Consider the following 22,428-nt stretch of genomic DNA (forward strand, 5'->3'; position numbering starts at 1 on the left):
TGCTCCGAAGCAGTGGTGCCCGCCGTGGCTGAACGCGACGTGCCGGGAGTTGGCCCAGGTGACGTCGAGGATGTGAGGGTTCTCGGCGAGGTCAACTAGCTGCCCCACTGTCGCCGGCATCCTTCCACCGCGCGCCGCCTCGACGCTGGAGGAAATCCGCGAGATTGAGAGTCTCGGCGCTCACCTGCTGGTCGATCTCGTCGAGCGTCGTGCTCAGAAGCGCGACGGTCCGCGGAATAGCCGCGTACTGGCCCAACCGTGCCTGCATACGAATGATATCGCGGTAGACGCCTTCGTTGTACTGGTCGAGCTTGCGAGCTCGTTCGAGCAGAATCAGCGCGGTCTCCGGGGAAATGTCGCCGTCGGCGCGGATAAGCGCGCCGAGCGCGTCCAAGACGTCTCGGCGGACGGATTCCCGGAAGGGTTCGATCCATTGGGCGAGCAGATCCTCGGCGAGGTCGCCGCGGTACAGCTCGACCGCGTCGCGGAGGCCAGCACTGCCGTGCTCGTCCGGTGGGCGCTGCGCCTGCAGAAAGCGCTGCAGCTGCCAGAAGTCGACGTCGAGGAGTTCGTCGCTGAGCCGGTAGCGACCGTCCTCGTTGAGGACGAGGTTGCCCGTCTGGCCGTCGGTGGCGTCAGCGAGCGCGCGGCGCAACGTCGAGAGGGTGTTGTGGAATGAGTTGTACGGCCGCGGCGGACGGCTGTCGGGCCAGACGGCCTCGTTGAGGACCTCGCGCCGGACGCCTTGGGGATGCAGCGCGAGGAAGACGAGGACTTCGCGCTGTTTCGGCGTGAACGCCCCGCTCAGCTCGCGATCGCCTGCTTTATCCCGTACGGCGAGCTGGAATCGGCCCAGCACACGCAGGAACAGCCGGGGCTGCTTGGTGCCGGCCGGCGGTTTTTCGCGAGCCGCAGGCTGGTTGTCGTCGACGTGCTGCTCCTCCTGCTCGAGCGAACTTGTCGCCTCGACCTCCGTCGATCGCTGCTCGGGAACCGGTTCCCGAGCCTGTTCGGCGGCGCTCTCTGCAGCTCGGAGCACTTCGAGGAGAGAGGTGGCGTCGGCAGCCGGAACGTTGAACAGGCGCGTGCCGGTGAGGACGTCGTCGATCCCTGGACTGGTCGCGCTGATGGTGCCGTCCTGGCGGACGAGCAGAGTCGCCCCGGGACGCCACTGGCCGAGGAGCACGCCGGCCAGGCCGAGCGTCGAGCCGTTGTCGAGGACGGCTTGCAGCCGACGATCAGCGTGGGATGCCGGGCTGGCGAGCAGTACGAGCGAAGGTACAGCGGGCCGAGCTCCGGCCTCCTCGGTCGCGTGGCGAGTACGAGTCAGCAGTGCCGCCTCCATCTCGTCGAGCGCGGCATCGAGCGTCGCGACGACGTGAACGCTGGTCGGCAGGTCCTCAACGGCGATGCCGTCGAAAACCAGACGTAAGTCGTCAACGGGCACGATCACGCCGACACCGTGGCCAGGCTGCTGCTCGGCAAGCAGGTGCAGGAGCAGCGCGCGGGCGGCCGCGGTCGCTCCTGCGCCGGCGAGGCCAAGCCCGCGGGTGCTGGCGAGGTTCAGGGCCAGTTCGCGACGTTCTCGAACGCCGATCTTCGCTGGCACCTGGGCCAGCTCGCCGCTGAGTTCCGACTCCTCCGGTGATGCCAGGTCGACGAGCTCGGCAACTTCAGCAGGCTGCAGGTCACCGTCGTCGTGCGCGGCGCAGAGGGCGCGGACCACGGGGGCGATCGGGCGCTGGAGGTCAGCACGGTCGCCGCTTCCGATCCGATAGCGCCGCCGGCGCCACATCCTGGTCGACACCACGGCCGCAGCGATCGCTCCGGCGAGGCCGAGGCTGACGAACACGCCCGTCACCAGGTCCAGGGCAGGCTCGGGACGGCCTTCGCGGTGCTCCCCTGCCGCGGTTGGTTCCGGAGCAGGCTGGGTAGGCGCCGTGGTCGTGGGAGGTGGTGGCTGTCGGGGCGGCACTGGCGGGTGCTCCTGGTTGGGCGCCGGGATGTACGCGGTGATCTTCCAGCCGGGCCGCACGAGATTGGGGTTGGTCAGCGCGCGTCCGTCGCGCTGCTCCACGCCGCGGTTCAGCTGAAAGAGCTCGGGCCAGCGGCTGCCGCCGCCAGGACCGTAGAGGCGCTCGGCGACGCGCCACAGGCTGTCGTAGATCCCGTCGTGTGGGAGCCGGACTTCCTCGGTGACCTGGACCGTGCCGGCCGGAGCCGGCGCGGTGGGATCGATCACCGCGCTGGTCGCCTGTGGTGCCGGACCTGGAGGCAGCGATGCGACGACGGCGACCGGCCGGAGGTCGACGGTGGGCGCCGAGGTGCCCGCAAGTGGCGCGGAGTACGAGCTTCGACTGCCGAGCAGGGTGAGCACGATGGTCCCGACGAGGACCGCGGCGACCCCGCGCAGTGGGCCGGGACGGCGACTCGGCCACGTCATTCCGCGCGCCGCGTCGACGGAGCAGCGAAGGACGTCCAGAGCGAAGAAGAACCAGACGATCCAGCAGACCACCGCCAAGGTGTTCAGCAGGAAGCGGATGCTCATCGGGTTGAGCAGGGTCGCCTGGATCTCGTCCCAGGTCGGCAGCTGGTCCGGTAGCGGCCAGCCTACGAAGTGCACCAGCGCCCAGGGCAGGCCCGCCACGAGGCCGATTAGGACGCCGGACGCTAGCAGTCCGCGGACACACCGGAGTGCCGCGGCGAACACCCGCGTCCGGCGCGGGAGGGGCGGTTGCGAGGTCACGGCACCGGTACGGGAGCCCGGGTGGACGCATCGGCGGCCGACGTCCGCGGTCCGGCGAGCGTCGGCGGTGAGCTCGGACTGATCTTCGGGGTAGGCGTGTTCGCGGTCTGCCGCTTGCGCCTGGCCCGGGTCGACTTGCGACCGTCGCGCCACTGGGCGAGGTCGACAGCCGGGACATCGGTGAACTTGGCCAGCTCGTCAACGCCGATGACGTCGCTCGCTCCGACAAGGACGTCCCCGAGCTTCCGGTCGATCTCGTTGAGCTTGTCGGCCACTTCAGTCCGCTGCTGCACGAGCTCGCCGACGCGACGCGCGGCCTCGGTCCTCTTCGCGCTGCGGGCTGCGTCTGCTTCCTCGACGCGGCGTTCGATCTCTTCGGTAGTCGCCATTTTCTTGTCCTCTCATGGAAGTACGCCGGAGATTCCGCGCTGTGGTTCAGCTTGTCCGGCTCCGGTTACGGTGATCGAGGCGATGCTGACGAGCCCGAGGAGCTGGGTGGGCTGGTCGATGGTGACGGTTACGGCGACTTTGTTTCCGGTGACCGACACGCTGCCGGTGTGGCCCGCGGCAGCGAGGTAACTCCGGGCCGCGGCGCCCGCCCGCTGCGGGACCAGGCGCAGCGAGCCGTCGGCGCGGTACGCAGCGAGGTCGATCTCCTGGGCGCCGGCCCGTGCGGCCTCCTGCGCCTCGCCGATCGCGCGGACCTTGGCGGCCAACGCCAGCCCGCCATCGAGCACGAGACCGGCGAAGAGGAGTGCCGAGAGCGCGATGGTGACGACGAAGGCGGTCACCCGGCCTTCTTCATCCTCGTGCAGCCGACGTAGCACTGCGATCGACCTCATGTCGTACCTCCAGAGGTGCCGCGCCAGACGTCGACTGGCGAGGAGAAGGTGGACTCGAACGTCCGGCTGCCGGGCACACCGAGCGAGGTCAGGTCGCCGAGGCCGACGCTGCAGGTCACGGTGACGGTCACCGTGACCGCAGGTTTGAGCCCCTGGGTTTCGGCGGACACCGACAGCGATTGGCATGCGATCCCGGCCGAGCGCAAGGCCGCGCTGGCTGTGGCCTGGGCGTTGGCGGCGGCTTGCGATGGACTGCGGGCCAGAGTGGCGGCGCGGGCGGCCTGGTGAGCGACGTCGTTGACCCGCAGCTTGGTATCAGCCAGCCGGCCGCAGAAGACGACGAACAGCAAGAGCAGGATCAGCACCGGGGTCAGGAGGGTGAGCTCGGCCGCGGCGGATCCCCGGTCGTCCTGCCGTAACGCCAGGAGGCTGCGGGCCGCGGTCATGGTGTCACCGCCCCGGCTCCGCTCGGCGGGGTGAATTTCTCCACTGGTCCAACAGCTTCTGCGTGGACCGCGAGGGTTGTGAACGGGATCAAGCTGGTCACGGTTCCTGTGACCGTCACGGATACCTGGGCAGCTCCACGCTGGACGTTCACCGAGGTCTCCCGCAACGGTCCGTTGCCCAGTTGTGTGAGGACTTGTTGTCCCTCAGTGTCACCCGTGGCCGAGCTGCCGCCGGATATTCGTGCCGCAGACAGTGCCTGGGACGCAGCGGCTTGAGCAATGTGGACGGCGTGCATGTACAGCGCGAATTGAGCGATGAGCAGAACCAGCAGCAACAGCAGCGGGGTCGCGATGACGAGCTCGGCCGTGCCGGCGCCGCGCTCGTCCGTGCGAAGTCGGCGCAGTACGTTTCGAGGCATCGTGGTCACCGGCCTAGAGGGTGATGCCATTGGCCTTCTCGGTCACCTTGGCGACGATGATTGCGACCACGGCAATCGCCAGGAGGACCAAGGCAGCGGTCACCACGACGGCTTCGGTTGAGTAGCCGCCTTCGTCATGACGGAGCTGTTCCAGCTCCGCACGGACGCGAGCGATCAGGATCTGAACTTCGTTCAACATCAGCTTCTCCTTGAAGGTACGACGGTCTGAAGTGGACTCATAAGCCGGCCAGCACGCTGGCAAGGGCGGGATATCCGATGAAGACGAGGAAGCCGATGAACAGCATCACCACGGGCAGGCTCATCCGTTCGGTCGCTGCCTGGGCATCGCCTTCGACATCGGTGAGTTCGCGAGTACGGAGTGCTGCGGCCTTGGCCGCGAGGCTCGCGCGGACCCGGGCGCCTTCGGTGCCCGCGAGGCTGACCGACGCGGCGAGCTCGGCGAGTTGGTGCACGTCGAGTTCGCCGCCGAGCTGACCGAGAGTGGCCCATGGCGTGGTGCGGGTCAGCTTGGCGGTGACCAGCGCGCGACGAAGCTGCTGGAACGCCCAGCCTTTGCCGATTCCGACCGCATCTGACAGCGCGCCGTCGACACCGGCGCCGCCGGCCAGCAGGACCCGGATGAGGTTCAGGTAGGCCGACAACGCGTGCCGGAAGGTGGAGCGGCGGCGTTCGGCTTCCTTTCGAACGCGGATGTCCGGGAGCAGGAATCCGCCGAGTCCGAAGAGGAGACCGGCGATCGCGGGAACTTCCCAGGCGAGGCCGACGTCGGCCACGACGAGCAGCACTTGCATCACGGTCGGCAGCAGCAACCCGGCCAACGCCAGCGCCGCCTTCTCGGCCAGGTGGTGCTCGATGCCCTTGCCGGTGACCGCGAGGTCGTTGCGTAGCTTGCTGTTGGGCAACCTGAGAGCAGCCAACGGCTTGACGAACGGGCGGCCCACCCGCAGCGCCCAACCGTCGGATTCCGCGGTGAGGATCGGCGGTGGCGCTGGCGCCGCGTGCAGCCGGTCGACCAGGGCCCGCAGCGGCGGCCGCGGCGGGAACACGAAAACCACGAGCGCCCACAAGCCGACGCCGAGCCCGGCTCCCCACAGCAGCGCCTCGATCATGATGACGCTCCCTTCCCGGTGAGCAGGTCATCGACGTCGGCGTCGTGCTGGCGGATCGCGCTCAGTTCGGTCAGGAACCTCTCGGGGTCACGCTGGCGCACGATCCGGCCGAGCCAGGTGAAGGCGACGGTGAACAGCAGGCCGACGAGCAGCAGCATGACCTGCCCGAACGCGGAGTCGTAGGGAGCGAGGTAACCGCGGTTGAGCAGCACCAGCCCGACCGCGAAGACCAACGTGGTGATCACGACGACCCGCACGCTGGTCCGGGTGCGAGCACGGCCGGCCTCAACCCGCATGCGCATCGACGCCTGTTCACGGGCCTCGGCGGCGAGTTCGCCGAGCAGGTCGGCCAGCTGCCGGGCTTGGTGCTCGGCCGCCAGCACGAGTGCGGAGATCACTAGATCGGCGGTCGGGTCACGGAGCTGGTCGGCGAGGTGGCGCAGGGAGGGTGCGAGGCGGTCGCCGCGTTCCAGCCGGACGGCCAGCTCGGTGATCTCCTCGCGGACCGCCTCCGGGCAAGCCGGGGCGGTGGCGAGGATGGCCTGTTCCAGTCCGGCCGCGGCGACGAGGGTGTCGCGCAGCATCTCCGTCCACCCGGCGATCGCCTCGATGCGTTCGAGGTGGCGCTGGTGGTCGACGTTCGAGCCGAGGATCCGCGGCAGGCCGACCACCGCGATCACGGTCAGGATGCCACCGACCACCCAGCCGGTGACCACGCCGACCGCCAGGCCGACGAGCACGGCCACGACGAGCAGGCCGACGTGCTTGCGGTCGTGCCGTGCGGCCAGCCATGTGCTCAGCCGCGACGACGTCACCGTACGAGCGGGTCGACCGCGCAGACCGGCGACGATCAGCAGGGCCCCGACGGCGACACCGCCTCCGAGCACGCCCAGCAAGACGATGGTCATGCCGTCCACCAGCCTTCGCGCTGCTCGAACAGGTCCGGGTCGTAGCCCGCTTCGACGAGCAGGTCGACGGTGTCGGTGCGCAGCGGCGCGCCAGGCACCGCGCGCAAGTCCGGGCCGGGCCGCCAGACCTCGTTGCTGATGATTTGGGCGCCGTCGGCACCGACGACTTCGCGGATCGAGGAGACGACACGCTTGCTGGGGGCGTCTCGGGGCTTCTCCAGATGCACCACGAAGTGCAGCGCGCCGGCGACCAGGAGGTTGGTGGCCTCCATCGGCAGCCGCTCCGGGCCTTGCACCGCGTATGCGGCGAGCTTGGTGAACGCGCCCTGGCTACTGGAGGAGTGCAGGGTGCCCATGCTGCCGTCGTTGCCCATGGACATCGCGTTGGTCAGCGGGATGACCTCTGGGCCGCGGACTTCCCCGACGATGACCCGGTCCGGGCTCATCCGCAGGGACTGCCACACCAGGTCCGACAGCGAGATCTCGCCCTGGCCCTCGATGTTCGGTTCGCGGGCCTGCAGGGCCACCACATCCGGGTGGACCTCGGCGTCCTCGCCGAGGCCGAGCTCGAAGACGTCCTCGATCGTCACTAGGCGCTCCCACGGCGGGATCGCCGAGGCCAGGCCGCGCAGCATGGTCGTCTTGCCGATCGCCGTGCCGCCGGTGACGAGGATGTTGCGCTTCGCCTTCACGAGGGCTTTCAGGAAGCTCTCGAGGGCGAGGTCGATCGTCCCGTTCTTGCGCAGGTCGGCGAGGGTGACCTTCGTGAACCGGTGCCGGCGGATCGACACCGACGGCCGCGCGGTCACCGCCATGACCGCCGAGACGCGCTCGCCGCCGGGCAGCTGGAAGTTCACGATCGGGCTGCCGCGGTCGAACCTTCGCTCCTCCACACCGGAACGGGTCGCCAGGTCCCGGATGAGCTCGATCAGCTCGGTGTCGGAACCGACCACCGGAGGCAAACGCTTGCGACCGCCGTCGGCCCGTTTGACGAAGACGCGGTCGCCGTTGATGTTGATGTTCTCGATTTCGGTGTCGGCGAGCAGCGGTTCCAGGCCGGCCAGGCCGAAGACCTCGTCGAGGACCTGGCGGATCACGCGCTGCTCGACCTCGGGGGCCACGAGCATCCCGCCGGCCGCGGAGTTGCGCAGCTCGGCCTGCGCGTGCGCTTCGGCCGCATCGGTCAGGCTGGCCTCGGCCAGGCGACGGCGTGCCGGTGCGTCCATCGGCGGCCGGCCGGCGGACTCGTCGGCCTGGACGCGGTCGCTGAGCTGGCTGGACAGCTCGTCGCGCAGGTGCTGCCGCAGCCGTTCCACCGCCGCGGTCTCACCGGCGGGCCGGTGCGGAAGGTCTGTCGGCCCAGGCACGTGCGGGCGGCCGTTGACCGGCACGGCCAGGTCGGGGCGCGTCATGGCGTCGCACCGTTCCGGATGTGCGGGCCGACCTGCTGCGGGGGTACGCCTGGGATCGACTCGCTGACAACCGCCAGCCGCAGGTGCGGTGGCCGGCTTCCCTCGGTGAGGATCGGCTGGCGTCCGTGCGAGTGGAGGTTCAGCGCGATCGCTGCCGCGGCCCGACCAAGCGCGGACTTGTCCGCCCCTCGCCGGCTCGTGCCCTGGCCGCTGAACATCGCCGCGCCCTTGGTGTCGGCGGGCACCCGGCCCATCACCGGGATCTGCAGCGTCTGCGAGACCTCCGCAGTCGGGTAGCCGTCGCCCACCAGGACGAGGCACGGTCGGCGTGACCACTGCTGGGCGGCCTGAAGCTTGAGCGCGACGTGGGCGAGCTCGTCGTCGTGCGGGCGGGAGAGCAGCAGCATCGCGTCGGCGCCGCGGAAGATGGGCAGCGCGGGGGAACCGGGATCGACCCGGCCGCAGTCGGCGACGACCACGGTGTCCGGCTGGTCGGCCGCGCGACGCAGCGGCGACGAGACTCCGGAGGCCAGCACCGCGAGCGCTGCACGAGCTTGTTCAGCGCCGACCGGTCCGGGCACGACCCGCAAGCCGCCCGGCAGAGGCTGGGAGTGCTGGACGAGCAGGTTCGGGTCGGCACCTCCACGGCCTCGGGCCGCTGCGGCCAAGCTGACCAGGCCCGGAGTGTCGGGCAGCCGGAACCGGGCCATCAGGTCGCCGCCGGCCGGGTCGGCTTCGACGACGATCGGACTCCGCTGGGCCGGCCAGCAGGCCCCGAGTGCGGTCGCCAGGGTGGTCGCACCGGGCGAGCCTTTGAGTGAGCAGACGGCGATCAGCATCAGTGTCCTCCCCCGGCAATCGCCACGAGGCTGAGCTGGCCCGCAGGGGCCGAAGCCAATGCGCGAGCGTCCGATTCGGCCAGCTGCAAGGAGACCACGGTGACCTGCTCGGTCTCCCGGGCAGCGACGGCGGACACCACCGCGGTCCATGACGACGTCTGGCCGACCGGCGTTCCGACAGCTGGGCTTTGCCCCGGCGTCGCGAGGACCGCCACCGTAGTTCCGGGCGCCAGGTCGGGCGGAAACTGTCCCGGCTTCAGCCCCACCGCCGCGACACCCCTGCCAGGCGCAGGAATCTGAGGAACGCCGAGGACCGAGCGCGTCACCAACGAACCGACGGGCAGGCTGAATGCCACCGGCCGGCCGACCACAGTGGACGCTGCCGACGCGGGCAGAACGTCCATTCCGGAGTCCACCGCCATGCTGACCTGCTTGAGATCCTGAACCTCGAGAAGCTGGCCCACGGCAACGGCACGGGCCAGCGCGACGACGCTTTCGCGGTCGCCGAGCTGCATCCCGGCGAACACGCCTCCGGCCGAGCAAACGGCGACCAGCAGGACGCCGAGCAGCAGGTGGGGCACGCTGCGGCGCCGACCCCCGCCACTCAGGCGTGCGGGCGTCTTGCCATCACGGCTCGCCCACGAGTTCAGCGACGCGGGTTTCGCGTCCGGGCTGGATGAACTTGCGGTAGTGGTCACCACCGACCTCCTCAAGGCATGACGCCATCGCGACGCGTCGATTCGGGTGTTCGACGTGCCTTTTCTCAACGAGGGTTGTGTTGTGCGTGCCGGACCTCAGCCGGTCGCGATTCCCTGGCTCTCCGCCACACGGAACGCCGCCGAGGCGGAGGTCGTCATGTTCGGGAACGTGCCGCCCGTGCCGGCGCCCGACCACGTCACGGTCCAGTTCACCGTGGCGGTCACCGGGAACGCGTCCGAGCGCTGGCCGGCCGAGGACGTCTTGTACGTGTAGCCGCAGTCCGGCGACGCGCTTTTCGGGTCACCGCCTCCAGGGAACGGCGAACCGGGGCCGGTGCAGGTCACCGAGCCACCTTCGCCCATCGACCAGGTCACCGAGGTCGGTTTGGCGACCGCTGTCACCGAGACACCCGGCACCGACGCGGTGGCCGAGACGTCGCCCCAGCTGCTCCGGTCCAGCCACAGCCAGGTCGGCAGGGTGACCAGCTGGTCGCCGGCCGGATTTGCCTTGATCTTCGGCGCGGGCAGACGCAGCTGGTTCCGCGCCTGCGCGGCGAGCTCAGCGGGCGATGGCAGCGGCGCCGGACCTGGTTCACCGTCCGCGATCCAGACAGGTGGCCGGTACAGCGCGTCCCGGAAGCCGGCCCCGGTGCACTTGTAGACGTACCAGGCACCGGACGGTGGCTGCGCGCCCGCCAGTCGCCGATAGACAGCAGGCACCGCCGTGGCCGGTCCAGTCCCCGGTGGGACATGGAACGCTGCCGGCTGAGCGCTTCCAGGTGGCGGTCCCTGGTATCCGCTGCGCTCGTAGCCGCACTGGGCCAGGTTGCCGCCGCCGATGATCGTGTCGCCGCCGGGATCCGAAGGTCCGCCGCCGGAGTTGTGGTGCCCTGGGCCTCCGGGCTTGTTCGGCTGGTTGCCGTGGTCGCCGCCCTGCTGCCCGCCCTTGCCCGCGCCGAGTTCGCAGCCGGGATTCGGGTACTGGCTGCAGTCGGTGTAGCCGTAGCCGTCCGCGAGCGCGGGCGCGGCCCCGATCACGACGATGGCCACCGCCAGCATGGCCGCGGGCGCTGCTCGATTCAGCATGTCCCCACCCCCTCCACCGCGAACCTGGTGACCTTCCACGAGCCGTCCGCCTGCTTCTTGACCTCCGCGGTGATCGCGCGATGCCCGCCCGGCGAGTCGGTGAAAGGGGAACCGTCCTTCTTGTACTTCAGCCAGTTCGTGCTGTCCCCGCAGTCGGAGATCATGATCGTCGTGGGCTTGCTCGGCGGCTTCTCCTCGGTGACCTTCGGGCTCGTCACCGGCGCTCCCTTCGACACCACGCCGTTGAGGTGGTCGGTGTAGAGGCTGCGGTTGATCACGCCGAGCGCGTCACCGGTCGCGTACTTCGCCACTTCGGGTGATTGCCAGTCCGCCGTCTCACCGGCCTTTGCCATCGCTCGCCACATGCCGACGTAGGCATCGGTCGCCAGCTGGGGCGCTGGAGTCGGCTGTGGAACCAAGGTCGAGCTGGTCGCCGGCGGGTTCGACGTAGAGGCTGACGGTGCTGAAGAACCACCGCTGGAGCACGCGCTGAGCGTGAGCGCGGCGAAGCTCAGCAAGATCGCGTGGGTTGACACCTTCGTCCATGATGGACGAACCGCACCTGACGGAGTCGACATCATTCCGCTACCCCTGTTCATCCTGACCGGCATCACGGCCGCCGTCGCGGTCGTGATGGGTGGTGCGCTCGTGGTCCGTTCTCCCCGCCGGCAGGTAGCGGCGCAGCTGGTGATCGCGGCCGCACTCGTCGGCGCGCTCGCCTGGCGCGTTCACGACGTGGCGCCGTTCGCGATTTCCGCGAGCGTGGCGGCGTTCGGCGTGCCACTCGCCTTCGCCGACGCGCGACACCGTCGCCTGCCGAACCTGCTTGTTCTCGGACTCGCCGGTTCGGTCGGTGCCGCGGTCGTCACGACCGCCGTCTTCAACCGCGAGGCCGGTTCGCTGGCTCGCGCCGTCGCCGGCGCGGCCGTGACCGCCGCGTTCTTCCTCGCCGTGTACTTCATGGCGCCCGGCCAGCTCGGTGGCGGGGACGTGAAGCTGGCCGTTCCTCTCGGCGCGGCGCTTGCGTGGTCCGGCTGGCAAACGCTCGTTCTCGGCAGTCTGCTGCCCTGGCTGGCCGCCGCGATCACGGCGGCGATCATGCGTCTCGGTCGGCGTCGGACCGCGATCCCGATGGGACCGTTCCTGATCGCCGGCACGCTGGCCGCCATGCTTCTCGCGAACGGGTAGCCGATTGATCGGCTCAAGCGAGCAAGACGTCATCAAAGCTTCCCTCCCCCGTAGGTCGCGGTGACCGGCCGGCCTTCTCGCTAGGCACGGCCGGCCACCGTCCACTTCGATTCCTCTTCCGTTCCCAGGCGCCGGGGCCCGGGTGACTCCCGGTTTAGCGGCCTGACCTCGGCTGAGTGCAAGGTAAGTCGACGGGTGAGTCTGGACTCAGTCGACGGATCTTCACTCGTTCGGACGAAGGTGTCCTGCCGACGGGACGTCAGGGGCTCGACTGGGGCAAGCCGGGCGGCCCTTCGTGATAGGTCTGCAGGCGTGGATGACTGGGACGTGCCGTACCGGCAGAGCGTGTACGAGGTGCTTGCCCTGCTGCGGGGCGACTGGACCGTCGCCGTCCTCGCGACCCTCGCTCTCGGCGAACTGGAGTTCACCAAGCTGCGGAACGAGGTGAACGAAGCCGAGGAGCGCTCCGGCTGGACGGCGCACTCGAAGCCACTGACGGCTCGCACGCTGACCGACACCCTCCGGCGGCTCGAGCAGGACGGGCTCGTCGAACGACGCGCGGAAGGCAGCGCCTTCTCCAATGTCTGGTACAAGCTGTCACCCGACGGCCGTGCGCTTCTGCGCGCGTTGCGTCCCTTGGCCACGTGGTCGCAGCAGCGTCGCGACCAGACACGAGCCGACAGCCGCGGTCATCGCTAGGCGGTCGACTTGACGACTCGGACCTGATTGCGCCCGGCGTCCTTGGCCGCGAACAGCGCGTTGTCAGCGGAGATCAGGACCTCTTCCAGCGAACTGCCCGCCGCGGGGAACGCAGCTGCGCCGATCGACACGCTGACGTGGAAGCCTGGTCCGGCATCCGGCTCGATGACGGTGCGTTCGACGTGCTCCCGGATGCGGTCCGCGATGGCGTGAATCGCGTCCGGCGAGCTGCCCGGCAGCAGGACGACGAACTCCTCGCCACCGAACCGCCCGCAGAGGTCATCGCTCCGGACTTCGCTCCGGATGGCGTTGCCGACGAGGACGAGCGCCCTGTCGCCGGTCAGGTGTCCGTGAACGTTGTTCACATCACGGAAGTGGTCGATGTCGATCATCAGGACGCCGACGCTGAAGCCGTGCTGGCGAGCGCGGTCGATCTCCTTCGCCGCGATGGCGTGCCAGCTCGCGGCGTTGAGCAGTCCGGTCTTCGAATCGGTGGTCGAGGCGTGCTCGAACTGGCGGATCAGGACGCTGCGATGCAGCGCGTAGAGCGGCAGGAACAACACGACCACGAGCCACGGGCGCAGAGTCAGCAGGACGGCCGTCAGCGCGCCCATGCACAACGTCGCCAGCTCGAGGATGTTCTCGTTGAGCGCGCCGAGCATCCGCTTGAACGAAAGGCTCCGCCTGGCGAGGGCGATCGCCACCCCGACGATCGTCGAGTTCGCGGCGAAGTAGATCGCGATCACCGAGGCCAAACCCACCGCGGTCCAGACACCGGGTTCTTGACCGGGTGGCACGACGTGCAGCTGCCGGGCTGCCCACCCCGCGATCTGGCAGGACAGGATCACGTTCGCCGTGCTGAAGATGACGCGGTGCGCGTGGATCCCGGCGACGCCCCGCCAGCTGCGCAGCCACAAGTGCCCGTACAGCAGCACGGCGACGAGGGCGGCCAAAGCAGTCGGGAGGGTCAGCGCGGCGGCCAGGGTCCACACGGACGAGAAGTTGACGTGCGGGGTGTCCGAAAACCGCCGTCGACGCCGCTCGACCCGGCGGGTCATCTCCGCGGCCAGGATGCCGAGCCCGACGATCAACCCGCAGGACACGACATCTCGCCAGGCCATCGGGGCCCCCGCGTCGACGATGACGGCAGCTACCGCGATGGCGTCGATGACCAGCAGAAACACCGCCGCGGGCCGCGGTAGCAACCAGATAGCCCATCGTGACCAACCAGAGCGCTCAGCGACCCCCTCGTTCGGCATACTGATCTCGCTTCCGTTCCCAGGGGAGGACCCGAGGTCCTCGAGCTCCGGCCGCCGCACCTCGGCACCTCCCGCCGCCGGACGCTCCGGGAGGGGGTCACTATGCGTAACAAGGACTTCTGAGCGCGCTGAATCCACCGGTGCGGGCTCGTCCTCGACAGTTCTCGCCTGCCGAGGTCGAGCCGCCCACCAGACGAACCCAGCCGCGACCGCGGAGAGTGACGCCACCGCGCCAGATGCGGCAACGACGAAGACAGGATCGAGCCGCTCGGCGACCACGCCGGCGCCTAGGATCGCGATGCCCTGCGAGCTGTAGAGGCAGGTGCTCAACCGTCCCATCGTGGTGCCGCGACGCGCGTCCGGCACCAGATCGACGACGACCGCCTGCAGCCGGATCAAGTAGATCGTGGACAGCGCACCCGAGACCGCCCAGAGGCCTGCGGCCCACCAAGCGCCTGGTAACGCGAGGCAAGCGATCAGGGGCAAGCCGGACGCAGCCGCCGGCACGACGACCAGCTTCGCCGTCAGCGCGGTATCGGGCCGGAGCCGGCTGGCCAGCCAGCCGCCGAGCACACTGCCGACAGGATCGGCCGCCATCAGGACGCCGACCCCGATCGACGTCAGGCCCACCGCGTTCGCGTATGGCGCCGCCAAGCCTTCAGGTACGACAAGAAATCCGATCATCGCGGCCAGCATGTAGATGGCGACCATGCGCGGGTCGGTGGCCGCCGAAGCTGACCGCGGCGTCGTCTTGGTCTCGGCTCGGCTGACGGGACGAGTTCGGACCACCGCGGCGACCACAACGGCGCTGACCAGGAACGTCGCGGCGTTCACCAGCAGCGCGCCGCTGGTGCTCAAGCTCGTCACGAGCAGGCCGCCGAGCCCGAAGCCGGCCACCTGGGCCGTTTGTGTGCTGATCTGCCGGAGGCCGAGACCGGCCTGATACAGCCCGTTCGGAAGCACGTCCGGCAGGAGCGCGAGCTGCGCGGCCTTGAACGGCGCCGCAGCCATCGTCAGGCAGCCGATCAACGCCCAAAGGATCCAGAGCGGCATCCCCGGCACGGCTATCGCCGCCGCCAGCACGGCACGCACGACGTCGGTCACGACGATCACCGTCCGGCGCGGATAGCGATCCGCCAGGCCGGAGAGCAAGAAGCCGCCCAGGATCGCCGGCACGAAGGTCAGGGCGTAGGTGAGCGCCGTCAGCGCCGCGGAGTCCGTGCGCGCGTAGACGAGCAGCGCGAGCGCCACCCGCGCGACCTGATCGCCGAAGACCGACAAGGCTTCGGCGAGCCACAGCGCGCGGAACTCACGGCCTCGCAGCGCCGCCGCAAAACCGCGGGATCCGGTTTCGGTCATCGGCCCTCCCCACCGCCGTCGAAACTCGCCCGGCAGGCCCCCTACCTGGAAGAACCACGGTATGCCCGCTCCGTGTCCATGTGGACACAAGTAGCGACAGATCACCCAATCGCAGCACGGCCGTGACAGTCCGCTACTGGCGCGATCGACTTCCGCCGATCAGAGCAGGCGGCTGTTGAATCCCGCCGCGACCAGGCGATCGAACGCGGCGGCCACGGCGGGCGGCACCGGCTGCTCGATGGCGAAGCCACGTTCGGGGTAGATCATCACCCGCTGCAGATCGCCGATCATCATGTCGACGACCTCGGCGGCGTCGCCGATCGTCTTGACGTACTCCTCCAGCGTCAGCGGTGCCGACGTGCACGTCACCGCGACTTCAGGCCACAGGCGCCGGCAGGTCGCGAACGCCCGCCGCTCCATGTACGGCATCGAGATGAGGAGCACGGAGTCCGGTGTCAGCCCGGCCCCGATGAGCAGGTCGCGGGAGAGCGTGATGTTGGCGCCGGTGTTCGCGGCCTCAGGCTCGACCAGGATGGCGGTGTCCGGCACGCCCAGCTCCAAGGCGCGCTCGCGGAAGTGGACGGCTTCGCCGCGCGGGAAGATGGCGGCGGTGTCCCGGCTGGTCGCACCGGTGAAGACGACCGTCTGGAACATGCCGCGGTGGTACAGCTCGGCCGCGTACTCGGCGACGCCGATGTCGTTGCATCCCAGTGCGATGGCGACGTCGCACGCAGAAATCTCGTGGTGGACCTGGTGGAAGTCCCACACGAGCTCGGCGTCGTACCACTCCACATCGGTAAGTTGCCGCGTCACGGCGCGTTCGTACTCCTCGAAGGTGACCACAGCAGGAATCGAGCCTTTCTGGCGTCCGATGATGTAGATGCGGTCGTGGCGTCAAAGATGCTTGCGATGTACCTCGTCTTATGGGTGTGATCCACTGATAGCTTAGCGTCAGCAGTCGTCGTAGACATCTCCCGTCCATGCGAACTCGATCCGGCCCAGCCCACGCCGACGGGCGCGCTCGACACGACTGCCATCGCGGTGCTATTCCAGTAGCACGTCAGCACCGACGCTGTCGATCACGAGCTAGATGTATGAGGCCATGACGTTGGTGATGCCGGTGTGGAGCCGGGTGACCGGTGGCTGGTTTCCGGCGGCAGTGTGTGGTCGATGGTAGTTGTAGTGGATGTTCCAGACGGCCAGGGCTGCGGTGCGGTGGGCTTCGCTGAGCCAGACATGGGCGTAGAGGAACTCTTCGGCCAAGATCCGGTTGTAGCGCTCGACTTTGCCGTTGTGGCGTGGGGTGTAGGGCGTGATTCGCTGGTGGCGGGCGCCGCGGAGGACGGTGGCGAAGTCGTTCGCGCGGTAGCAGGAGCCGTTGTCGGTGACCAGGCGGTGGATGTGGGTGATGCCGTGGCGGGCGAAGAACGCCCGCGCTCGGTGCACGAACCCGATCGCGGTCCGGGCTTTCTCGTCAGGCAGGGCTTCGGTGTAGGCCAGGCGCGAGAAGCCGTCAACGGCGGAGTGCAGGTAGGTGTAGCGGGCCCGCTGACCTCGGGTTTTGGTGCGGGCGACCCGCCGGTCTTGGTCGCTGCCTTTGCCGTGGACGCGCCAGCCGCCGCCGTCGGGGATCTGACCGGTCTTCTTCACGTCGAGGTGGACCATGTGCCCAGGCCAGCGGGCGATGATCCGCCTCGGTTGCCGGTTGTTCTGGCCGGTCGGGTCGAGGAACCGGCGGCGGTTCAGCCCGAGCTGCAGCAGGTGCCGGCCGACGGTGCGGACGGAGATGGTGACACCTTCAGCGGCCAGCTCGGTCGCGATCCGGCGGGCGGAGTACTTCCGGGTCCGGCGCAGCTGCTCGATCCGGACTACCACCTCGGCGGGGGTGGCGGTGGGCTGGCGGTGCGGGACGCTGGGCTGGTCGAGCAGGCCGATCTCGCCGTGGCGGCGCCAGCGGTTGACCCACTTGGAGGCGCATTGGCGGGAGATGCCCATCTCAGCGGCGACGTGGGCGATCGGGCGGGTCTGGCAACGCGCGACGAGCCGGCGGCGGCCCTCGACAGACAAGGGGGCATTACGGTGGTCCACGGACGGGTCTTTCTGCTCGGCGGACGAGTTGGTCGCACTTCTCATCCTGCCGCCGAAAGACCCGTCCCTCGTCTCAGGCCCTCGCCCACGTCACCAACGTCATGACCCGCAACAGCTAGACGTGCTCTCGCGGGCCGGATCGGCGCGACTCACTGGTAGCCACCTCTTCCACCCCAGCTCTCTCGCGGCAGCCTCGTGCGTCACGCAAAGCACAGGGCACTGCGCCTACTTCAGCGGGGCTATTACCCCAAGGACGACGACAGCGGGCCAATCCAGGGCAGCACAGTACGGATGAGGTCGCTGGCTTCAGCGCCGAGGCCAGAAAAACAATCACGGAAATTGTGATTTCCCCGATGCATCAAGCAAGATTTTGATGCCATCAAAGACCTCGTCATAGGTAAAGACAGCTACATCTCTGAGATTTCTCCTATAAAGCTCGAAAGAGCCTACCTTTTTTCGATCAAGGTCCTGACTGTTGCCGATAACCAAGTAGCATGTCGGATCGTACGCCACGCGCTGGTCGCCGGTCGACGAACTACGGCTTAGCCCATTGAACTCACTAAGTAGCGATCGCCTACTTTCCAACACCTGAGCAACCCCGCCGACTAACTCTTTTCCAGGCAAGTATGAGTTCTCCCGATACTGAGAGCCCATCAACTCAGCAGTAGGAGTCTTAATCTCCACACAGGCTACATTAGACCTATAGAAGGCAATAAAATCCAGGACATTACCGCCCTTATTTGTGAAACTTTTACCCCCTACGTACGCTTTTCCCTGAAGAATATAAGGCTTTGCCGACAGCACTGGCATAAGGCAAGCCGGAGTAGAGTCGAAAACCTTTTGCCAGAATTCTTCAGAACTGTTACTCGCGTTATCAATCCAAGTCTGATATGCCGATCCGAGAACACCTGACGCCTCCAGCAGAAGATCTCCCAGCGGGTTGACACTACCCGCTTCATCAAGCTTCGCTTTCACGCGACGGAAGTGTCCGGCCTTAATTTCCCGTAGCCGCTCAACAGAATATTCATCCGGAAAGGTATCGATAAGCAGGTGATGAGATGGACACAAAAGGAGACAATTCGACCCTCGGGATCGGTCATCATTAGACAGCTCAGGACTATATCTAGGCCCCGATGAGTTCGAGGCTACAATCGACGCCACTTGTAAAATCATAGGCAGCTGCTCAGTTATTGCCACATCGCATCCAGGATACATACACCTTCCGGCCGAAAGTCCATAAAGAACCTTCAAATCATTCAACGACATACTCCTCGGCATCGCATACCTTTCGCTTACGTCTTGCAAAGAATCGGCATTTGTGATTGCCGACGGTTAAATTCTTTTCGACAGCCCAGAAGTCAGCAGAGGGATTCACCGCGACTATCAGCCAACCTGGTCAACGTGACATGGCCTCGTAAGCCGGCTTACCCCGAGCAGCGCCTGCCGCAGTTCACGCTCTCAGCTCCCCTCAACCGTCCGCCCCAGCCCCCTTAGCGTCGTGAACGCGATTTGCGGGTTCAGCACGAAGGCTGCAGGCACCGGACTGCGGGTCACGAATAGCCCGACAACTGCGTGCGGCGCCGGGATCTTCAACGCTGTCGCCACTTTGCCGAGGTTAGCTTCGACGACGGCAACCTTGGCAAGAAGTTTGGGAACCTCACCTTTCCGGGGATCGTAGAACTGGTTGACGTTGCGCGCGAATTCCGACGCAGTGAAGGCAGGAGCGAGATCCTTGTCGTCGATCACCCACAAAGTATCTCCGCCAGCCCGTGCCGCGATGTGATCGACTTCGCCAGGAAGACTGGGAAGTCCAATCGTGCGCGCGTCCTCCGGCTTGATCCTGCTGCGCACGATGAAGCCGAGTCTTCTCAGTTCCGCGTCCACCTGATCTTCCAGCACTCTTGTATATGCCAGACGCACTTGGTGAATTGCCTTCCGCAAATTTGGACTCTGGTCGATTCGGCTGCCAGGCCATGGAAGAAGGCCTTCGGAAAGATGACCGGCGAGAATCAGACCCGTGTTACCTGTGTTCCAGGGGAGCAGTAGGCAAGTATGCTCGTCGAGCCGAACGACCGGCCGCGCGGCCAGGCGATGGTCACGGGCGCGCATCTTCCACGGCTGAACGCGCTCGGCCCGGAGCCCTTCTTGGCTGAGAGTGAGAGCATCGACTGCGGCCTGAGCCTGGCTCAAATCGATCTCGAGTTCGCGGGCTACAGCCTCGTACAACTCGTCAAGCGAGACTTCGACGACTGGCTCCTCATCGCTCACGGGCCAGCCACCGATGACTACGCAAGTGCTCATGAGCGTCGTGGCTGTGCAGGCGAGATCGGCCAGCATGGCAGGATCGACAATAGCCAGGATCTCCTCGGGGGTAGGTCCAGCCGGCTGCTGCTCGACCGGCAGGCGTTCACCGCGTGCGTGGCGTAGCCGCGCATCCGCGAAGCCGCCGACATCGATGGCGGTGTCATCGTTCGCCTCGGTGGTGACCTCGTACCGATCGGAAATCGTGGTCACCTCACTGCTCATCTCATGCAGCAACGCGTCACAGCGAACAGTCGAATCGACGAAGAGACGCGCCAGGGCCAGCAGTTGGTACCACTCGATGTCGTCCGGCGTCGTTGTTCCGCCGCCATCGGCGGCGAGTGCGAGTTCGAGGAGCGTGGCGAGCACAGCGACCTGCCCCGCGAGCTTGGAGTCATGGTCGTCGGACAGCCCTGCTTGCTCATCACGTGCGCGGGCAGTCGGCATTTGACTGCGGTTGCTTCGTTGTCGCTGCTCCTTCTGCCTCGCTGCCGTCACCGCTTCGATCTCACGAGCGGCCCTGCGGAGCACAGCAAGGTGGTCGAAGCGGCTGAACTGCTCGCTCACCTCGGCGTGAAGCCACGGGACGACTACTTCGAGCTCGATTGCCCGGGATGCCGTCCGGTCGAACCGCCCGGGCTGGTGACCTGTTACCCGGAGATGTCGAGCCAGCCGAAGCCTAGATTGGGAAAGCGCCCACAACGGAGTCGACTTGGGGCTGGGGAGGTTCAACGCGTGCTGCGATGGCGCGTCGTACGCCGATACTACGAGCATGCGGGGTGCTTGTTGCCACGCTACAGAGAACGCGTGCACGACTTCGCCCGCGGTCGGAAGGACGGATAGTGCTTCGCTCAGCAAGCTGCCGAGTCGCTCCTGGATGAACCCCGGACGCTCCACTTCTTGCTCGAGCAATCTCTGATTCCATATTAAGCGAACCTCGTTGGCCGATGCGGTGGCTCGGAGCGACTCGTCGCTGTCCTCGTTGAAGTCGAAGGTGACGATCAGGCGGTCGTAGCCTCCTTCGCGGATCGCCGCGGCCGCTGCATCAGGACTGTCGAGTGCGACGAAACAGACGGTGCCAACCATCTTATGCGCGAACTCCCGAAGCTCAACCGGCATGTTGCCTAACAGTCTCTCGGCTATGAATGCGCCGACTCGTCGCTGTCCCTCGAGCATTGCCAGGACGTACACCGAGTTGTCCGGCGCCAAGAGTCGTACCGGGCCATCGCTCAGCTCCAGCGCGGGCAGCTCCCTGGATGCGGGTAGTCCGAGCTCCGCCAGCGTCCGTTCAAGGACACCTCGCTCAGCAGCTTCGGCCCATTCTTGGCCGCCCACCTGGTGCGGCTCAACGAGAATCGTGGTCGGAGGCAGCCCCGCTCGATGCAGGGCTTGTTCGTTCGCTTTCCAGAACTGCCAGGTGTTCGCTGGCTCCCAGCCGATCAAATGAACATCCTGTTTGGTGACCACGTCTTCAAAGAAGAACGCGAACAGCTCATCCGCCCGGTCGCAAGTAGCCACCATCCATTGCAGGTCTTCGAGCGTCACCATGGCAACGTCCTCGGTCACTCCGAGGAATATGGGACCCACCTGCGCAACTACCACCACCCTAACAATCTCTGCGTCGGCGGAGAGCGAGAAGGAACGGTCACCAGACTGCAGGACCGTACCCGGAGTGATTGCCGTTAGCGCCTTCTCAGCTGCCCCGACTTCACCACCCCCAAGAGGCGCTGCCACGGCGAAGAGGAGAATATGACGTGCGCCAAAGCGCATTAAGGCCGCAGGGCCCTCTGGCCCCATAACCAAACCGGAAGGCGGCGCTCCGCGTAGTGAGGTAAGCAGGCGGGCGACTTCGGCACGAGCGATCCGCAACCAGTTCTTACCGCACTCGTCCGACAGAGCGGCGGCTTCGCGCGCGAGGGTATGGCTCGCGTACTCCCAAGCCTCCGCGATATACGGCAGCGGCAGCGCGAACCGAACACCGCGACGCCCGGCCACAGCGAGCGCAACTCCAAAGGTAGTGCCCGTCAGGCCCTGGGTTACGTCGACACGCAGCTGGCCTATGGAGACTGTCGCCCACCTCAGCGCGTTTCGATGTTCGTCGGTCGCCCAGGATCCAAGCGGCGTCCACTCCACCGCGCTCTTCGCGGCCTCGACCTCAGCTGTGCTGACTGCCGGCGGGGCCTCGATGTTGGGCAGCTCGCCTTCAGGCCAAGATTGGGCGAGAACATCGACCACGGCCTCGGTGTGCCGAAGGCACACCTCCACATAGTCGCTGATTCCGAACCCATACGTCTCCCGCAGGAAGGGGTCGACAGCCTTCGAGAGCAGTTCCGCAGTGCGCAACGCTGCTACGGGTCTTTCTAGTGTCCCAGGGTAGAGCCGGTAAGGACGCTGGTTGAACACGGCTACAGCAGGTAGTCGCGGATCGATCGAGATGGCACAATCTAGACCGACAAGTTGATCCGCGCGGACGGCCGATAGGGCCAGCAATTCGTTCATACCGCCTGACGGTGCCGTTGGTGGACGATCCTGTACTGCTGCGCGTACGGCGAGCCGCACGGCAGGCGCCAACGACAGGTAGCGATGCATCCCCATCGGGGATGACACGATCGCGTGAATCGCTGGCAGCGGATCGCCGTAGCTCGACAGCGCAGCCAACATCGAACGTTCCTGTTCGCGGCGCTCACGTAACCACTCAGGCTCTTTCGCAACGGTCTTTTTCCGCTTCGCCACGTTCTGTCCTCCCTCGAACTGCTGATCGCTGCACTTCGGAGAAGACAGCTAACCGTTGCACCGCAGACATGCTACGGCTGGCAACCAGCTGCGGCTGGGGAAGCTCGCGTCCCGAAGGTGAAAGTCGTCTTCACCTCGATGCAGTCCGTTAAGTTTCGCCCTCCGACGCATCTCCCTTGACCGACGAACCGCAACTCGACGCGTGCGGTCAAAGCCGTGCTTAGGACAGCGGGGCGACCATCAGACCGCTGAATCTCAACGCGAGTTCATCCCGA

The 22,428-nt window shown here is 67.1% G+C and carries 20 protein-coding genes; 2 read left to right on the forward strand and 18 right to left on the reverse strand.

Annotation, left to right across the window (positions count from 1 at the left end; all coding sequences use genetic code 11):
- Positions 1-91: 91 nt before the first annotated feature.
- The 13 genes from ABFJ78_RS37550 to ABFJ78_RS37610 all read right to left on the reverse strand — a co-directional run bounded on the left by ABFJ78_RS37550 (position 92) and on the right by ABFJ78_RS37610 (position 10,879).
- A complete protein-coding gene (locus ABFJ78_RS37550) occupies positions 92-2,647 on the reverse strand; it encodes a hypothetical protein (protein WP_436392189.1) in 2,556 nt (851 codons plus the stop codon).
- Positions 2,648-2,742: 95 nt separating this feature from the next.
- Positions 2,743-3,135: a hypothetical protein gene (locus ABFJ78_RS37555; RefSeq protein ID WP_436392190.1), complete on the reverse strand. Its 393-nt coding sequence runs from the start codon at positions 3,133-3,135 to the stop codon at positions 2,743-2,745.
- Between the two features lie 12 nt (positions 3,136-3,147).
- On the reverse strand, positions 3,148-3,537 hold the full coding sequence (locus ABFJ78_RS37560; RefSeq protein WP_436392191.1) for a hypothetical protein: 390 nt from the start codon (positions 3,535-3,537) through the stop codon (positions 3,148-3,150).
- 47 nt (positions 3,538-3,584) lie between these two features.
- Positions 3,585-4,034 carry a TadE/TadG family type IV pilus assembly protein gene (locus ABFJ78_RS37565; RefSeq protein WP_436392192.1) on the reverse strand — a complete coding sequence of 150 codons (450 nt, stop codon included), beginning with the start codon at positions 4,032-4,034 and terminating at the stop codon, positions 3,585-3,587.
- On the reverse strand, positions 4,031-4,453 hold the full coding sequence (locus ABFJ78_RS37570) for a TadE/TadG family type IV pilus assembly protein (protein WP_436392329.1): 423 nt from the start codon (positions 4,451-4,453) through the stop codon (positions 4,031-4,033). Before ABFJ78_RS37570 ends, ABFJ78_RS37565 begins: the two co-directional genes overlap by 4 nt.
- A 13-nt stretch (positions 4,454-4,466) precedes the next feature.
- Positions 4,467-4,652: a hypothetical protein gene (locus ABFJ78_RS37575; protein ID WP_103355629.1), complete on the reverse strand. Its 186-nt coding sequence runs from the start codon at positions 4,650-4,652 to the stop codon at positions 4,467-4,469.
- Between the two features lie 37 nt (positions 4,653-4,689).
- Positions 4,690-5,583, reverse strand: coding sequence for a type II secretion system F family protein (locus ABFJ78_RS37580; protein ID WP_436392193.1), 894 nt, complete (start codon positions 5,581-5,583; stop codon positions 4,690-4,692).
- Positions 5,580-6,491 carry a type II secretion system F family protein gene (locus ABFJ78_RS37585; protein ID WP_436392194.1) on the reverse strand — a complete coding sequence of 304 codons (912 nt, stop codon included), beginning with the start codon at positions 6,489-6,491 and terminating at the stop codon, positions 5,580-5,582. Before ABFJ78_RS37585 ends, ABFJ78_RS37580 begins: the two co-directional genes overlap by 4 nt.
- The gene (locus ABFJ78_RS37590; RefSeq protein WP_436392195.1) at positions 6,488-7,903 is read right to left on the reverse strand and encodes a CpaF family protein; all 1,416 of its coding nucleotides are present in this window, start codon (positions 7,901-7,903) and stop codon (positions 6,488-6,490) included. The genes ABFJ78_RS37585 and ABFJ78_RS37590 overlap by 4 nt, the downstream gene beginning before the upstream one ends.
- Positions 7,900-8,742 carry a chromosome partitioning protein gene (locus ABFJ78_RS37595; RefSeq protein WP_436392196.1) on the reverse strand — a complete coding sequence of 281 codons (843 nt, stop codon included), beginning with the start codon at positions 8,740-8,742 and terminating at the stop codon, positions 7,900-7,902. Before ABFJ78_RS37595 ends, ABFJ78_RS37590 begins: the two co-directional genes overlap by 4 nt.
- Positions 8,742-9,440, reverse strand: a complete 699-nt coding sequence (locus tag ABFJ78_RS37600) for an SAF domain-containing protein (RefSeq protein WP_436392197.1) — start codon at positions 9,438-9,440, stop codon at positions 8,742-8,744. Before ABFJ78_RS37600 ends, ABFJ78_RS37595 begins: the two co-directional genes overlap by 1 nt.
- A gap of 96 nt (positions 9,441-9,536) precedes the next feature.
- Positions 9,537-10,526, reverse strand: a complete 990-nt coding sequence (locus ABFJ78_RS37605) for a hypothetical protein (RefSeq protein ID WP_436392198.1) — start codon at positions 10,524-10,526, stop codon at positions 9,537-9,539.
- Positions 10,520-10,879 carry a hypothetical protein gene (locus ABFJ78_RS37610; RefSeq protein WP_395937537.1) on the reverse strand — a complete coding sequence of 120 codons (360 nt, stop codon included), beginning with the start codon at positions 10,877-10,879 and terminating at the stop codon, positions 10,520-10,522. The genes ABFJ78_RS37605 and ABFJ78_RS37610 overlap by 7 nt, the downstream gene beginning before the upstream one ends.
- Positions 10,880-11,021: 142 nt before the next feature.
- Here ABFJ78_RS37610 and ABFJ78_RS37615 point away from each other — a divergent pair, with 142 nt between their 5' ends.
- Together ABFJ78_RS37615 and ABFJ78_RS37620 are read left to right on the forward strand one after the other, a co-directional pair.
- A complete protein-coding gene (locus tag ABFJ78_RS37615; RefSeq protein WP_436392199.1) occupies positions 11,022-11,714 on the forward strand; it encodes a prepilin peptidase in 693 nt (230 codons plus the stop codon).
- 312 nt (positions 11,715-12,026) lie between these two features.
- Positions 12,027-12,413 carry a winged helix-turn-helix transcriptional regulator gene (locus tag ABFJ78_RS37620; protein WP_158641374.1) on the forward strand — a complete coding sequence of 129 codons (387 nt, stop codon included), beginning with the start codon at positions 12,027-12,029 and terminating at the stop codon, positions 12,411-12,413.
- Here ABFJ78_RS37620 and ABFJ78_RS37625 read toward each other — a convergent pair.
- From ABFJ78_RS37625 to ABFJ78_RS37645, 5 genes are all read right to left on the reverse strand, one after another.
- Positions 12,410-15,031 carry an MFS transporter gene (locus ABFJ78_RS37625; protein ID WP_436392200.1) on the reverse strand — a complete coding sequence of 874 codons (2,622 nt, stop codon included), beginning with the start codon at positions 15,029-15,031 and terminating at the stop codon, positions 12,410-12,412. The two genes, ABFJ78_RS37620 and ABFJ78_RS37625, sit on opposite strands and share 4 nt — an antisense overlap.
- Positions 15,032-15,190: 159 nt before the next feature.
- On the reverse strand, positions 15,191-15,844 hold the full coding sequence (locus tag ABFJ78_RS37630) for a YdcF family protein (protein ID WP_436392330.1): 654 nt from the start codon (positions 15,842-15,844) through the stop codon (positions 15,191-15,193).
- A 273-nt stretch (positions 15,845-16,117) separates the two neighbouring features.
- Positions 16,118-17,164 (reverse strand): IS481 family transposase, encoded by a 1,047-nt coding sequence (locus ABFJ78_RS37635; protein WP_436392201.1) that lies wholly within the window; start codon positions 17,162-17,164, stop codon positions 16,118-16,120.
- A 285-nt stretch (positions 17,165-17,449) separates the two neighbouring features.
- Positions 17,450-18,094: a Shedu immune nuclease family protein gene (locus tag ABFJ78_RS37640; RefSeq protein ID WP_436392202.1), complete on the reverse strand. Its 645-nt coding sequence runs from the start codon at positions 18,092-18,094 to the stop codon at positions 17,450-17,452.
- Between the two features lie 483 nt (positions 18,095-18,577).
- Positions 18,578-22,153, reverse strand: a complete 3,576-nt coding sequence (locus ABFJ78_RS37645) for a hypothetical protein (protein WP_436392203.1) — start codon at positions 22,151-22,153, stop codon at positions 18,578-18,580.
- Positions 22,154-22,428: the final 275 nt, after the last annotated feature.

The organism is Amycolatopsis sp. MEPSY49, assembly GCF_051337345.1.
Lineage (GTDB): Bacteria > Actinomycetota > Actinomycetes > Mycobacteriales > Pseudonocardiaceae > Amycolatopsis.

Coding starts and splice junctions, on each gene's coding strand:
- ABFJ78_RS37580 (WP_436392193.1), bottom strand. CDS start 5,583: ATGATCGAGGCGCTGCTGTGGGGAGCCGGGCTCGGCGTCGGCTTGTGG.
- ABFJ78_RS37635 (WP_436392201.1), bottom strand. CDS start 17,164: ATGAGAAGTGCGACCAACTCGTCCGCCGAGCAGAAAGACCCGTCCGTG.
- ABFJ78_RS37590 (WP_436392195.1), bottom strand. CDS start 7,903: ATGACGCGCCCCGACCTGGCCGTGCCGGTCAACGGCCGCCCGCACGTG.
- ABFJ78_RS37585 (WP_436392194.1), bottom strand. CDS start 6,491: ATGACCATCGTCTTGCTGGGCGTGCTCGGAGGCGGTGTCGCCGTCGGG.
- ABFJ78_RS37570 (WP_436392329.1), bottom strand. CDS start 4,453: ATGCCTCGAAACGTACTGCGCCGACTTCGCACGGACGAGCGCGGCGCC.
- ABFJ78_RS37575 (WP_103355629.1), bottom strand. CDS start 4,652: ATGTTGAACGAAGTTCAGATCCTGATCGCTCGCGTCCGTGCGGAGCTG.
- ABFJ78_RS37610 (WP_395937537.1), bottom strand. CDS start 10,879: ATGGCAAAGGCCGGTGAGACGGCGGACTGGCAATCACCCGAAGTGGCG.
- ABFJ78_RS37555 (WP_436392190.1), bottom strand. CDS start 3,135: ATGGCGACTACCGAAGAGATCGAACGCCGCGTCGAGGAAGCAGACGCA.
- ABFJ78_RS37565 (WP_436392192.1), bottom strand. CDS start 4,034: ATGACCGCGGCCCGCAGCCTCCTGGCGTTACGGCAGGACGACCGGGGA.
- ABFJ78_RS37595 (WP_436392196.1), bottom strand. CDS start 8,742: ATGCTGATCGCCGTCTGCTCACTCAAAGGCTCGCCCGGTGCGACCACC.
- ABFJ78_RS37625 (WP_436392200.1), bottom strand. CDS start 15,031: ATGACCGAAACCGGATCCCGCGGTTTTGCGGCGGCGCTGCGAGGCCGT.
- ABFJ78_RS37605 (WP_436392198.1), bottom strand. CDS start 10,526: ATGCTGAATCGAGCAGCGCCCGCGGCCATGCTGGCGGTGGCCATCGTC.